We start from the raw sequence: 14807 nt of genomic DNA on the forward strand, positions 1-14807 counted from the left end.
AGTTCACAGAAAATGGAAAAAAGTGACTAATTTTGTCAATGATTTGATTTATTGTTGAATGATTTGTAGAGAAACTGACAATTTAAGACAGTTTTTGAGGGTGTTTTTTTGGTGAGATTTTTGTAGTAGAAGATCCGGATGGGCTGAGTTGCAGCCCATCCGAAACCATGCTTTTATGCCAATGCTTTAATTTTGGCATTTAACCTACTTTTGTGTCTTGCAATCTTATTTTTGTGGTATAGACCTTTGCGGGCCACACCGTCAACAATAGGAACCATTTCCTTGAACAGTTCTTGTGCTGATTTTTTGTCGCCACTCTCAATTGCTGTGATGACTTTTTTGATTGATGTTCGTGCTTTTGAACGCAAGCTCATGTTAAGCTGTCTATTTTTAGCAGCTTGTCTAACGCGCTTTCTTGCCGATGCTGAATTTGCCAAACCTTTTTCTCCTTTGGAACAAGAATTTTAAAACCGGCGTATTTTCACACTAAAGATATGAATAGTCAATAACGGAAGGTTATTTATTGAATGAATTTGATTAAATCTACTGCTGTAGTCAGTTTCTTTACATTATTATCCAGAATGGCTGGCTTTGTACGTGATGCTTTGTTCGCACGTTTTTTTGGTGCGTCCGTTTGGACAGACGCTTTTGTTGTTGCTTTCAAGATTCCTAACTTCATGCGAAGGATATTTGCTGAAGGCTCTTTTTCCCTGGCATTTATCCCTGTACTGAATGAAATTAAGGCCAAAAATAATGAGTTGTACTTAAAACAATTCATCAATCATGTGTTGGGATGCTTATTGGCTGTACTATTGATCGTGTTGGCAGTTTTAGAATTGCTTGCGCCCGGTTTGATTATGGTTTTTGGCCCCGGTTTTATGGATAAACCAGAGGTTTTTACTGAAGCCGTCAATATGGTTCGCATTACATTACCTTATTTATTATTCATTTCCTTGGTTGCTTTCAGTTCTGGCATCTTGAATAGTTTTGGTAAATTTGCTGCGGCAGCAGCGACTCCCATTTTGTTGAATGCAGTGATGATACTTTCAATGATTTATTTCAGACATGAATTCCATGTGCCGATAATGTCATTGGCATGGGGTGTGCTGGTTGCTGGTGCTGTACAGTTGGCTTTTCAAATCCCGTTCTTAGTTCGCTTAGGTGTTATTCCTAAACCGGTGGTGCGATTTCATGATCCTGAAGTCAAAAAAGTCATGACTTTGATGTTACCAACTCTTTTAGGGTCTTCTGTTGCTCAGATTAATTTATTAATTGATACCATGATTGCGACTTTGTTACCCTTGGTTGGTAGTCCTACCTACCTTTATTATTCGGATCGTTTGTTGGAATTTCCATTGGGTTTGTTTGGGATAGCCATCTCTACTGTTATTCTGCCTAAGTTGGCACAAACATTTGCAGAAAGAAAGCAACAAGAGTACCAACAGACGCTCAGATGGGCCATGTCATTGGCCATGTTCGTTGCTTTGCCATCAGCATTGGGCATGCTTATGTTGGCCAAACCCATTGTCATTACTTTATTTGCCTATGATCAATTTACTTTGCAAAGTGCAAGTTATACATCCTATTCTCTGATGGTGTTTATGCTTGGCTTGCCTGCATTTGTGGCCAACAAAGTATTGCTGCCGGCGTTCTATTCCAGAAAAGACACCAAATCCCCCGTTAAAATTGCCTTGAAAGCCATGTTGGTTAATGCGATTTTGAACTTTGCCTTTGTTGGTATTTTGTATTATTACCAGGTTGTTTCATTACATATGGGTCTGGCAATGGCGGGTGTAAGCTCAGCTTGGATGCAGTGCTATTGGTTGTATCGGAAGTTAAAACAAGACCAAGTGATTCAAGAGCCTTTGCTGAATTTTGTCTATGTGCTTAAGTTAATTGCCTCATTATTTGTGATGGGTATGGTATTATTTCTGGCTTTAAGTTACGGCATCGAATGGTATCAGTTGAAATGGTATGACAGGTGCATAAATTTGTTTGTTATTATCATGTTAGCAGCCTCTTCTTATTTGATATCTATGTGGCTATTGAAAGCAAAAAAAGACTTTTAATGAAAATAATTCGTTATCCGCACCACCGTCCTTTATCCAGTGATACCTGTGTTACTGTTGGTAATTTCGATGGTGTGCATATTGGCCACCAAGCATTGATAAAAAAAGTGGTTGAAGAGGCTCAAATCCGCCGATGTCTCTCGGTTGTTGTGACCATGAACCCGCTACCCATTCAATACTTTTCTGGTAGGGATGCTTTAGATATATTGACTTCATTTAAATCCAAAGCAAGTTTGGTAGCAGCTATGGGAGTCGATGTTTTGTGTGTGCTTAACTTCAACCATCATTTGTCCCAAATGAGTGCCAAAGATTTCTTTAACAAGATACTGGTTGGTGGATTGCGTGCTCAATATATTTTAGTCGGTGATGATTTTAGATTTGGTAAAAACAGGCAGGGAGGCTTTAATCAATTGCTGCAATGGTCACAACAGTTGGGTTTGCAAACGAAAAGTTTAGATTCGATTCAAAAATATCAAAAGCGGGTGAGTTCAACTCATATCCGGAAGTTATTGAAAGATGGTAATTTTAACCAATCAGCCCAAATGCTTGGCCGTTCTTTTAATCTTTGTGGACGAGTGGCCCATGGTAGGAAAAAAGGCAGGGAACTGGGTTACCCAACGATTAATATTGAGCTAAAACGGGGTGGTTTCCCTTTGCATGGCGTTTATGTGACTCATGTTCGAATTGAAGGGTCAGTGTATCAATCGGTTACTTCCGTTGGTTTGAATCCAACCGTTGGGGGAAATGCCAAAAGGGTGGAGGTGCATGTATTGGATTTTAATCGAGAGGTTTATGGACAAACTGTTGAAGTTTTGTTTTATAAAAAGTTAAGAAATGAAGTAGAATTCGACAGTTTAAACGAATTGATTGGGGCAATTGAACAAGATGTCATTGCTGGTCGAGAATTTTTTGCAAGTTACAAAGGAGAGCTGGTGTGAGCCAAGAATATAAAGACACACTTAATTTACCAAAAACCAATTTTAAAATGAAAGCCTCATTGGCCACCAAAGAACCTCAGTGGATTAAGCAATGGAATAAAGATGGCTTGTATGAAGCCTTGCAAAAGCACAATGAAAATAACCAACCATTTACTTTGCATGATGGGCCTCCTTATGCCAATGGTGCTATACACATTGGGCATGCGGTTAATAAAATTTTAAAAGACACCATTATAAAATCCAAAATGATGTCTGGCTTTAGAGCACCTTATGTACCTGGCTGGGATTGTCATGGCTTGCCAATTGAGGTTCAAGTTGAGAAAAAAGTTGGCAAAGTTGGACACAAAGTTGATGCAAAAACATTTCGACAAAAATGTCGTGATTATGCTGAAAATCAAGTCAATATTCAAAAACAAGATTTTATACGTTTAGGTGTCTTGGGCGCTTGGGACCAACCCTATTTAACCAAATCATTCGATTATGAAGCCAATATGATCAGGGCTTTGGCAGAAATTGCTAAAAACGGTCATGTAGAAAAAGGTGTAAAACCAGTTAACTGGTGTTTCGATTGCGGATCTGCATTGGCTGAGGCGGAAATTGAATACCAAGATAAAAATTCTCCTGCTATAGATGTGGCTTTTCAATTTGTTGATAATAATAAAGTGGCAGATAAGTTTGGGGTCAACGTGCCTGAACAAGCGGTGGCTATTCCAATCTGGACAACCACGCCATGGACGATTCCTGCCAACCAAGCTGTCTCGCTACATCCTGAATTGAACTATGCACTGGTGACTGGTCATGATCAATTTGCATTGGTGGTGGCTGAAGACATGGTCGAACAGGTTTTGAGTCGATACGGTGTAACTGATTTTCAGGTTGTCGCTGTGGTTTCTGGTGTAGCGCTGGAATTATTGCAACTGAATCACCCATTGTATGATAAACAGGTGCCTGTCATCATGGGCGAACATGTCAATACCGAAGCGGGTACTGGCGCCGTGCATACCGCTCCAGGTCATGGTGTTGATGATTTCCTGGTAGGCAATAAGTACCAACTAGAGGTTTATAACCCAGTAGATTCTGACGGTGTGTATTTGCCAGATACACCGATGTTTGCCGGGCAGCACGTTTGGAAAGCCAATAAAACAGTGGTTGAGGCGTTGTCTGAAGCTGGTATGTTATTGCATCATGAACAAATAAATCACAGCTACCCACATTGTTGGCGTCACAAATCTCCAACGGCATTCAGAACGACCCCTCAGTGGTTTATCAGTATGGACAAACAAGGCTTAAGAAAAAAAGCATTGTCTGAGATTGAAAAAGTTGAATGGATTCCATCTTGGGGTGAAGAACGTATCTACAAAATGATAGAAAATCGCCCTGAATGGTGTATATCTAGACAAAGAACATGGGGAGTGCCAATCACTTTGTATGTCAATAAAATGACAGGAGAACTGCATCCAAACACACCTGAAATCATGGCGTCGGTGGCTGATATGGTTGAACAAAAAGGCATGGATGTATGGTATGACCTGGATGACAGTCAATTTCTGGGCGATGCCATTGAAGAATATGAAAAAGTGACTGATGTGTTGGATGTTTGGTTTGATTCTGGGGTGACTCATTATTGTGTGTTGAAACAAAATGATGCTTTAGAGGAACCTGCTGATTTGTATTTAGAAGGGTCTGATCAACACCGTGGATGGTTTCATTCTTCTTTATTGACTGGCGTAGCCATCAACCAACATGCACCATACAAACAAGTACTTACACATGGTTTTGTGGTTGATAAAGATGGTAAGAAAATGTCTAAATCATTAGGTAATGTGATTTCCCCGAAAGATGTGGTCAACACATTAGGTGCCGACATCTTGCGCTTATGGGTTGCATCGGCTGATTATCGCGGTGAGATGACCATTTCTGATGAAATTCTTAACCGAGCCGCAGATGGGTACCGACGAATCAGAAATACTGCCAGGTTTATGCTTGGGAATTTAAATGAGTTTGATAAAACCGACTTGCTTAACTTGAATGAATGTACAGAAATTGATGTATGGGCCATCAACAAAGCCAAAAAATTACAACATGACCTCATCGGACATTACGATGCTTATCAATTACATCATGTTTATCAAAAGTTGTTGCATTTTTGTTCACAAGAAATGGGTGCTTTCTATTTAGACGTGCTGAAGGATCGCTTGTACACCAGTAAAGACAATGGTAAGGCAAGGAAGTCGGCGCAAACAGCGATGTATCATATCTTGAATTCTTTGGTTCGATTGATGGCGCCGATACTGACTTTTACCGCTGATGAAATCAGATTGTCTATGAAACAAGATAAACATATTTTGTTTGAACGATGGTATGAATTTCCTGACTTTGCAGCTGTTAAAGCAGTTGATGAAGTTAAATGGCAATTGGTTGCTGATATTCGCCAAGTGGTGTCAAAGCAGTTGGAACAATTAAGGGTGGCTGGAACTATCGGCTCATCATTGGATGCAGAGGTCAATCTTTTTCTGCCTGATGCCGCTTACCAACAATTAGTGGCTGTGAATGATGAATTGAGGTTTGTACTCATCACTTCAGAGGCAACCATTAAACCATGGGAAGAGAAGGGTGACGCAGATGTGGTAGAACTTAATGATGGCACTTCACTGGCAATTTTGGTTAAAAAAGCCAATGGTGAGAAATGTGTGCGTTGTTGGCACATCAGGTCAGAAGTGGGTGATGATGTGAACCATCCGTTGATCTGTAATCGCTGTATTGAAAATGTTGAAGGAGCGGGTGAAGTCAGGAGGTTTGCTTGATGTTTAAAAAATCAGGATTTATTTGGTTGTGGATTAGTGCCTTGGTTTTGGTTTTAGACCAGTGGACTAAATCATTGGCCAGCGCTGCTTTGGAGCTTTATGTGCCTAATAAAATCACTGAGTTTTTTAATTTGACATTGATGCATAACAAAGGAGTTGCTTTTAGTATTTTGGCCGATCAATCAGGTTGGCAACGCTATTTCATTTCAGTGGTTGCTTCACTGATAGTCGTTTGGTTACTGTTTTGGTTGATAAAGAATAAAAAAGTCCAAAAATTGCAGAATGTGGGTTTGGCATTGGTGATTGGTGGTGCATTAGGAAATATTTGGGACCGAGTGGTTTTAGGCTATGTGGTTGATTTCGTGGAGTTACACTATCAAGGTTATTACTGGCCAGCCTTCAATGTGGCAGATGCTGCCATATCTGTTGGTGCCGTGTTATTGATTATTGACGCATTTAAGAATAAAGATGAAAGTTCAGCTAGCTAACCCCAGAGGCTTTTGTGCAGGTGTCGATCGAGCGATTGATATTGTCAACCGTGCCTTGGACTCTTTTGGGTCGCCAATATATGTTCGTCATGAAGTGGTACACAATCAGTTTGTGGTTGACACCCTCCGAGAACGTGGCGCAGTATTTGTTGATGAGCTGAATGAAATTCCAGATGGACAAATTGTTATTTTTTCAGCCCACGGTGTCTCCAAGGCGGTAAGGGCAGAAGCTGATGCCAGACAATTAAAGGTATTTGATGCCACTTGTCCGTTGGTGACTAAAGTGCATATCGAAGTTTTTCGATATTGTAAACAAGGATATGATTTGATTCTGATTGGTCACCATGGCCATCCAGAAGTGGAAGGCACACTAGGGCAATGGGATAAACTCAACGGCAACAGTTCTATTTATTTGGTTGATTCAGTGGCAGAAGCGAAAATGATAAAGGTCAGTCAACCTGAAAGAATTGCCTATGTTACCCAAACCACATTGTCAATGGACGACACCCGTGAAATTATCAATGAATTGCGTCAACGATTTCCTTTGATTGAAGGTCCTAAGCATGATGACATTTGTTATGCAACGCAAAACAGACAAACTGCAGTCAGGGAGTTGGCTGGTGTTTCAGATTTGGTGTTGGTGGTTGGCAGTGTTAACTCTTCAAATTCCAATCGACTGAAAGAGTTGGCAGAAAGGCAAGGGGTTGATTCTTATTTGATCGATGGTGCACATGATATTGATCCTAAATGGCTGATTGGCAAGGAGTCTGTGGGAATTACAGCCGGAGCATCTGCACCTGAAAAATTGGTTAAGGATGTGATTGACTTCCTCAAGACCCAAGACCAAAACATGGTCATTGAGGAGTTGTCAGGAGAGCAGGAAAATATGGTTTTTGCATTACCCAAAGAGCTTAGGTTGGTGCAGAAATAACCGTTTATCTTTTAAAAAATACCGGCAGTCAGAAAATCTACTGGTCAACTTGCTTGGTTGAACTCACTCGAATAATATGAATGGTGGTTAAAATTAAAAGAAATGTAAGTGCGAAAATTACAGAAAAAAATCACCGGATTCACACTGATAGAATTGATCATAACATTGTTTATTGGATCACTTTTATTGGCTTGGGGCATTCCAAGTTATCGAGACTTGAAAATAAGAAAGCAAGTTACCGACTCAGTCAATGAGTTATCTTACAGCTTGTCGTTGGCAAGGGCCGAAGCCATCAGATACGGGCGAACAGTTTCTGTAACACCTGTAGGTGGTGATTGGGATGATGGTTGGTTAATTTCCACTGCTGGCATTGATGGTAATCCGGATTTGCAAATCTACCAACAAGACCCTTTAGATGATCAATTAAATATTTCACAAATTGGAGCCTTACAAGGCAGTTTGCAATTCAACAATGTCGGTGAGTTGGTAGGAAACAACACAGGTTTATTTACTTTAAGTCATGCCACTGCATCTGAATCTAAAAGTTTAAGGATTAACCTGTCAGGTACAGTAAGGATGGTGAGCCCATGAAGGTATTTAAAAGCAAAAAAGAACAAGGTTTTACCTTGTTAGAGGTTCTGGTTTCTGTCTTGGTGTTCTCATTCGGCTTATTAGGTATAGCTGGTATGATGACTATTTCAGTCAGAAACAATCACAACGGATACTTGCGTAGCCAAGCCAATTTCCTGGCTGAGAATATGATGGACAGGATGCGTTCCAATCCAACTGCATTGTGGGCCGGCGCATACAACGGATTGGCAGCAAATGGTACCACAGATTGTTCTTTGACAGGCACCCCTCCAGTTACAGGTACACCTTGTAACTTCAATCAGTTGGCTGCTTATGACACTGAAAGTTGGGCGCGAAGTTTGGCTCAATACTTACCGGCGGGTCAAGGCACCATAACCTGTGTAGCTAATTCAGCACTGTCTGCATTTATTAACCCAGCATCACCTCCTTCTATTTGGTTTCCTGCACCGCCATTTGATGGGGTGTGTACCATAACCATTCAATGGAATGAAGCAGACAGAGATTCAGCTCAATCTGCACAAACCTTGTCGCTGGTAGGTCAACCATGAGAATACAATCAGATATGAAAATAAATAAACAAAACGGTTTTACATTAATAGAGCTCATGGTTGCAATGGTCATTGGGATGATTGTTTTATTGGGCTTGGTGTCTTTGTTCACAAACGTCAGCGTTTTGAATAAAGCCCAGACAGGGTTGTCCATATTGCAAGAAAATGGTCGCTATGCCATTTCACGTTTGAAACAAGACATTGAAAGCGCTGGTCAGAAACACTGTGCATCTGTGGCCTTGCCCACTGCCTTCATTACCAATTGGGATCAAGGTTATGAAATGAAACCATGGTACGTTGCATCTGATGTCAATTTTGCTTTGTCCAATGCAACCAACGGCTTGCCTACATATGCACAAATACGTCTCGACTCAATTGCTGATGTCAATCAGTTGAGTGACACTGCTTTGGCTCCTGGTTTTACTGCATACCCATTGGATTCAAGCTTTTTTCTGCGTGGTCATGAATGTAATGACACCGCTTGCACACCTGCAGTTACTTCAATCGGCAGTGATCAAGCAGCCAGTTTTCGGACACTGGGTGTTGACACCGGTGATCGCTTACCATTTACTGATATCATTACCATGAGGTACCTAACAGGGGGTACTCAAGTTACGGGTATTGCTGGAAATGTAGCCACAACCACAGACACCATTCCATCAACTAATACTGGCAATGCTTTGATTGCTGATTGTAATGTGGCATTGGTAACACCGGCAACCTGGGCTGCAAATGCAGTAACAACTACCAATGTATTGCCAGCTTTCGCTGTCAGTTCTGACACCGCAGTTTATAGCATGGATCAAGACTTTAAAACCATCAGCTATTTCGTTGGAGTTGATGATGATGAAATTAGAGATGACGACAGGGTCATTCCATCACTGTACCGTTCAGAAAACGGCGTTACACAACAAATCGTCGAAGGTGTTGAAAGGTTTGATGTATTTTATTTGGCTCAATTACAGACTGGCGTGGTCGTCCGTTTAACTGCAGACCAAGTTCAATCAGTCTCTGGTGGCGGTGATTTAAATAACGATGGGGCCATTGATGGTGACCTTGGCTGTACATTGCCGGCAACCATACCTGACTTCGTTGGTTTTCATATGCCAAATGATCCTGGCTGTTTGTGGCGTTCAATATATGCAGTGGAATTGTATTTATTGCTTAATACAGTCAATGACAGCTCTAATTTAGACAACGACAGTTATATTTATTCAGTTGATCAGGCCACTCCACAAGATCCAAGTGATGGCATGTTAACTGGCTTACCAGCGGAAAGAATGTATCGCAGAGAATTTTCTGCCATCGTACCAATCAGGAACTACACGTTATGAGAAACACAAACATGCAATTGAAAACGCACCAACAAGGAGCGGTCTTGGCAATAGGACTGATTTTATTGCTAATAATTACCTTAATGGGCTATACCGGCATGAAAAGCACCATGTTACAAGAAAAAATGGCTGCGGGGCTTCACAACCGAAGTTTAGCTAATTCAGGCTCTCACAGTGCTTTGCGTGAGGGTGAGGAGTTTCTATACAATTTGATTGAAAACACCAATGGTGTTGACGTGGTTGGAACGCCCAACGGTGCTTTATTTAATATCTATTCAATGTATCAACAAGTGGGTGTGGCTTCATCTGGAGAGAATACCATTGCTGCTGCATTTAAAAACAATGACTGGACTGCCACAGGTGGTACTGCCACATCTAAAGATTATACCGCAGTCACAGAAAAAGGAGCGGCACTCAGTGTTCAGCCACAGTATATCATCCAACATTTAAGAGACACTGATGTGATTGCCAGTCCATTTGGTGGAGCAGCGGCATCTGGTGGAGCCACCCATGAATTTGGTGCAACAGGTTCTGGTGGTGGAGGCAGTAGTGTCGGAAGTGGTGCAGGCACTGTGCAAGATACCTATCTAATTACCGCTAAAAGTCGCAGTGGGGATGGTAACTCATTTGCCATAACGCAAACTGTTTACACAGCTGTTACCAGCAGCCCACCAACGAATTAAATTGAGGTTATAAACAAATGAAAAATTCAACAATACAATTAATTATGATCGCATTGATTGTGATGATCAGTGGCTCTAAACAGGCCAATGCCTCATTGTTACAATTAACCCATGATCCTTTGTTCTTAAATCAATCAGTCCCGCCAGCTTTAGCCGTGACTTTTGATGATTCGGGCAGTATGGCTTGGGGATTTATGGGCCGATATTATGGTTATGACACCAAACAATTCGCCGACCCAAGCTTGAACAAAGTCTACTACAACCCATCCATCGTTTACCGTCCACCCATTGGTGCCGATGGTGTGGAGTTTCCGCAATCAAGCTTTACCAATGCAAAAATTGATGGCTTTGATGATAGAACCAGTGCGCCAAGGGTAAATTTATCAACCAACTTCATTCCAATAGCCTATTACTATTATTACTCTGATGGCGACTACAGCTTGCGTTTTGCTAAGATTCCAGATACTCCAGGTGTAGATGATGTATCAACAGGCCAATTCAATGACAGGTACCCTGACGAAGATGATCGTGGGGATTCTGGAAGAGCAGCCTTTTATTACAATGGTAACACGCGAGTTGATGTACCTGTTTCTCAACAAGATAATTTTGCGAACTGGTACACTTACTACAGCAACCGATTAAAAATGGGTAAGACTGCAGTGAGCCGTGCATTTGCAACTTTTGGCCCTAATTTTAAAATTGCTTGGCAACAACTGAATCGGAATACCACTTTCCCTGACATGAATAGTTTTGAATTAACGCACAGGCAAAACTTTTTTAATTGGCTTTTTGCTGTTCCTTCCAATGGTGGTACGCCTTTGAGGAATGCCTTTTACCGTGCAGGTCGACTTTTTGAAGATGCAGACAGTTACCAGTCAGACAGTTTTAATGCCAACATCACTTGTCAACAAAACTTTCACATTGCTTTGTCAGACGGCGAATGGAACGGAGCCTTCGCTCAAATAATAAACCAAGATGAATCTACCAGCACTTCAGGTTTGTCTGGGGATACAGATAATTTGTATACAGGGTATTCAGGTACTGGTGAACAAAAAATTTACCCCAAATCAGAAAGCGGTACTACCCTTTCTGACATTGCGTTTCACTTTTGGTCTCGGGATTTGATGACCGCTCCATATTACAAAAACAATGTTAAAAGGTATAAAGGTGATTTCACCAAAGCAGATGGCACAGCCATTGCATTTACAGGTGACGATGAATGGGACAATCCAGCATTTATGTGGAACCCGAAAAATGACCCTGCATACTGGCAACATTTGGTAACTTATAATGTTGGTATGGGGTTGGAAGCAAGCAGGGTGGTGGATTATGTTGCAGCAGAAGCCGCTAACAATGACGCAGATCCTAACAATGACTTTACACCTGCCTGTGATTATATTGCTGGTTTATCAGCTAAGGAAGCCGTTTATCGTGGATTGAGGACTGGTGAATGTGATTGGCCAAATGCAACCAATGGTGCCAATAAAATTGATGATGTATGGCATGCATCAATCAATTCACGCGGTGATTTTTTCAGTGCCAATGACCCTCAAGAATTAACCGAGGCTTTGAATGCAGTGGTGAACAACATCCTCGAACGTTTATCACGTGGAAGCACTTCCTCCGTATCTTCGGGCGTTGTGACATCATCAACCAAAGCATATACACCAGGGTTTGATTCCTCAAACTGGACCGGTAATTTATTTTCTAGACCGCTTAATTCTGATGGAACATTTGGTGAGATTGAATGGGACCTCAGCTGTGAATTAACAGGTGGTCACTGTCCTGCTACTGATGAAAGTGTGCCAAAACAAAATAACCGCAGGGTATTTACCATGAATACCAACACAGGTAATCGTGTGCGTTTTAGAGACACATTATCTAACAATAATGTACTGGGTAGGTTTAATGAAAGTACTGAAGAGATAAGAACCAGGTTGAATGTAACTACAGTCGATCTAATCAAATACTTGTTAGGTGACCAAAGCAAAGAAATTAAGAACAATGGTGCACTAAGGAATAGAGCCAGTGTTTTGTCAGACATCGTTCATTCAAGTCCGTTGGTACAACTAGGCCCATCAGCAACCTATGATGACACCCGTTGGTCTGACGGCAGTCTTGAGGAACAAGCTGCGACGGCTGGTGTGACTTACGAAAAATATAAAATTGACAATCAAAACAGATTGAATCTGACTTATATCGGCAGTAATTCTGGCATGCTACACGCAGTGAATATTGAAGAGGGTGGTGCCCAAGGCAATGAAAGGTGGGCTTATATCCCTTCAAAAGCATTTGAAAACTTATATAAATTAGCTGATCCATTATTCAGCCATTGGTCTTATGTAGATAACACGCCAGTCATTGGGGATGCCTTTTTCGATTCTCAATGGAATACTGTCTTGGTTTCAGGCATGCGCTATGGTGGTCAAGCATTCTTCGCATTGAATGTATCCGATACCTCGGCCACACGACCTGATTTGATGTGGGAATTTTCAGATGAAGATGATGCTGACATGGGATTCTCCTATGGTAAAGCCAGTATTGCTCGAATTGCCAGTACGGGTGATTGGGTTGCTTTTATCCCAAATGGATATAATAATTCACAGAAAGATTATCCTGGTTTACCAGATGATCATGAAAAAAATATCATTGGTGATGGGTCAGCTGTACTGTATGTGGTGAGATTAAGTGACGGTGAACTGTTGGCTAAGTTAGATACCAATGTCGGAACGCCAGAAACGCCAAATGGAATGGCACCAGCGATGCCTGTGGTTTCAAGGTTTAAGCAGGGTACTGGTGCAAAAAGTGCTACTTACAATGAAGATGGTGCCAATTTGGCTTATGCAGGTGATTTGTATGGCAATGTATGGCGCTTTGATTTATCCAGTTCCAACCCAGCTGATTGGGAAGCCAGTTCAAACATAGAATTGGTTGTTGAAGCTCAAGGTGTTAAAGAACAGCCAATCACTATTCAACCCAGGGTGTTGGATTTCCCTGGTCCTGATAAATCAACAGAAAGAGACAGTATGGTGTTATTTGCAACAGGTAAGTATATTGAGATTCCAGATCGCTCAATTAACTTGGCTGCTGATCAATATGTGGTCGGTTTGTTGGATGGCATTGATGGTACAACTGTAACCAGAATTGATTCTACAGGATTGAAAGAACAAACCATGACAACGAACAATAATTTGCGAACATTCAACTCGTACAACACCGTTGATTATTCAGTCAGTGATACCTTGGGTTGGAAATTCAGGTTACCTCAGCAGGGTGAGCGAGTGGCTAATCCCATGGCATTATTTGGGCGTGAGTTTTTATTGGTTACTTCAACAGTAACGGCAGGTGAGGATCCATGCGAAGCTGGTGGAGTCAGTTGGTTGTTGGCTTTCGATCCAATGACCGGGTATAAGCCAGGATTTGGTGACTTGTTCGAAGCCATTGAAGTGACTGATGACAATGGAACACCTGTGACTACAGTCAGTTTGGGTTCGGGTATCAGGATTGATGATTTAATCATCGGATCGCCACCCATTGTTGAGAACCAAGGTGGTGGTAATTCAAGTATTATTGTTGAAGGTGCTGACACAACGACTGTGATTGGACTAAGTAAATTCACCTGGCGTCGCCGAGCGTGGAAAAATATATTAACTGAATGATTGGAATGATTATGAGAAAAAATAAATTTAAAATGACTGGATTGCTGTTGATTTTTGCATTATTCAATCAAGTTAATGCACAAGTCATGACTGAACTGGTTTATATGGAAGTGGATCAAGTAGATACCAAATCCAAAACAGTGGTTTTGGCTGGAAGGCCGTATCAATATAAGTTGGACATAGAAAACTCGAGTTACCGTTTTGAGGAAGATGCCAAAACATCGGTTTCTTTGTCCCAGTTGAAAATGGGTGAAAAGTATTTTTTTCAACTGATGGCCAAAGGCAGTGACGTGAAAAATAAAAATTATACAAACATTATTTTCATATCAAAATCAAAGCCATCGGAGTAATTTAAGTATGAAAAACAAAGGATTCACATTGACCGAATTGATGATTGTTTTGGCTATTCTTGCCATGTTGATGGCTTATGCAATTCCAAATTATCGACAGTATGTATTGAAGAGTAAGCGCACGGTGGCACAGAATCGCTTATTGGAAGTGGCTGGTTTATTTGAAAAATTTTATGCCAACACCAACAGCTACCCCGCGGGTTTAACGGGTGGTGCCGCCAATTTAAGTTTGAGTTCAGATTACTTGGCATCTGATGAATACACGCTTACAGTGGCATATCCTGTGGGTGGTGGGTGGACGTTGTCGGCAACCGCAACTGGTGGGCAAACTCAGGACACAGATTGCTCTGTTATCACTCTAAATAACATTGGGGCGAGGGGACCTTCAGCAGAGTGCTGGGAATAATTTAAT

The 14807-nt window shown here is 41.3% G+C and carries 13 protein-coding genes; 12 read left to right on the plus strand and 1 reads right to left on the minus strand.

Annotated elements, in window-relative coordinates; genetic code table 11:
* Nucleotides 1-173: 173 nt before the first annotated feature.
* Entirely contained in the window at nt 174-437 is a 264-nt protein-coding gene (gene rpsT, locus CCS90_RS10790; RefSeq protein ID WP_099019573.1) for a 30S ribosomal protein S20, read from the minus strand.
* Nucleotides 438-527: 90 nt separating this feature from the next.
* Here rpsT and murJ point away from each other — a divergent pair, with 90 nt between their 5' ends.
* The 12 genes from murJ (at nt 528) to CCS90_RS10850 (ending at nt 14801) form a co-directional block, all read left to right on the plus strand.
* On the plus strand, nt 528-2069 hold the full coding sequence (murJ, locus tag CCS90_RS10795; protein WP_099019574.1) for a murein biosynthesis integral membrane protein MurJ: 1542 nt from the start codon (nt 528-530) through the stop codon (nt 2067-2069).
* Nucleotides 2069-3007 carry a bifunctional riboflavin kinase/FAD synthetase gene (ribF, locus tag CCS90_RS10800; RefSeq protein ID WP_099019575.1) on the plus strand — a complete coding sequence of 313 codons (939 nt, stop codon included), beginning with the start codon at nt 2069-2071 and terminating at the stop codon, nt 3005-3007. The genes murJ and ribF overlap by 1 nt, the downstream gene beginning before the upstream one ends.
* The gene (ileS, locus tag CCS90_RS10805; protein WP_099019576.1) at nt 3004-5811 is read left to right on the plus strand and encodes an isoleucine--tRNA ligase; all 2808 of its coding nucleotides are present in this window, start codon (nt 3004-3006) and stop codon (nt 5809-5811) included. The genes ribF and ileS overlap by 4 nt, the downstream gene beginning before the upstream one ends.
* Nucleotides 5811-6299 carry a signal peptidase II gene (gene lspA / locus CCS90_RS10810; RefSeq protein ID WP_099019577.1) on the plus strand — a complete coding sequence of 163 codons (489 nt, stop codon included), beginning with the start codon at nt 5811-5813 and terminating at the stop codon, nt 6297-6299. Before ileS ends, lspA begins: the two co-directional genes overlap by 1 nt.
* Nucleotides 6280-7230, plus strand: a complete 951-nt coding sequence (gene ispH, locus CCS90_RS10815; protein WP_099019578.1) for a 4-hydroxy-3-methylbut-2-enyl diphosphate reductase — start codon at nt 6280-6282, stop codon at nt 7228-7230. Before lspA ends, ispH begins: the two co-directional genes overlap by 20 nt.
* Before the next feature lie 108 nt (nt 7231-7338).
* Entirely contained in the window at nt 7339-7821 is a 483-nt protein-coding gene (locus CCS90_RS10820; RefSeq protein ID WP_099019729.1) for a GspH/FimT family pseudopilin, read from the plus strand.
* Nucleotides 7818-8369: a type IV pilus modification protein PilV gene (gene pilV / locus CCS90_RS10825; protein ID WP_099019579.1), complete on the plus strand. Its 552-nt coding sequence runs from the start codon at nt 7818-7820 to the stop codon at nt 8367-8369. The genes CCS90_RS10820 and pilV overlap by 4 nt, the downstream gene beginning before the upstream one ends.
* The gene (locus tag CCS90_RS10830; RefSeq protein WP_099019730.1) at nt 8366-9703 is read left to right on the plus strand and encodes a prepilin-type N-terminal cleavage/methylation domain-containing protein; all 1338 of its coding nucleotides are present in this window, start codon (nt 8366-8368) and stop codon (nt 9701-9703) included. Before pilV ends, CCS90_RS10830 begins: the two co-directional genes overlap by 4 nt.
* Nucleotides 9700-10386 (plus strand): pilus assembly PilX family protein, encoded by a 687-nt coding sequence (locus CCS90_RS10835; protein WP_099019580.1) that lies wholly within the window; start codon nt 9700-9702, stop codon nt 10384-10386. The genes CCS90_RS10830 and CCS90_RS10835 overlap by 4 nt, the downstream gene beginning before the upstream one ends.
* A gap of 17 nt (nt 10387-10403) precedes the next feature.
* Nucleotides 10404-14045, plus strand: a complete 3642-nt coding sequence (locus CCS90_RS10840) for a pilus assembly protein (protein ID WP_099019581.1) — start codon at nt 10404-10406, stop codon at nt 14043-14045.
* An 11-nt stretch (nt 14046-14056) separates the two neighbouring features.
* The gene (locus CCS90_RS10845; RefSeq protein ID WP_133566529.1) at nt 14057-14395 is read left to right on the plus strand and encodes a hypothetical protein; all 339 of its coding nucleotides are present in this window, start codon (nt 14057-14059) and stop codon (nt 14393-14395) included.
* A gap of 7 nt (nt 14396-14402) precedes the next feature.
* Complete coding sequence (locus CCS90_RS10850) at nt 14403-14801, plus strand: type IV pilin protein (protein WP_099019731.1); 399 nt, start codon at nt 14403-14405, stop codon at nt 14799-14801.
* Nucleotides 14802-14807: the final 6 nt, after the last annotated feature.

Source organism: Marinicella litoralis (genome assembly GCF_002591915.1).
Classification (GTDB): Bacteria; Pseudomonadota; Gammaproteobacteria; order Xanthomonadales; family Marinicellaceae; genus Marinicella; species Marinicella litoralis.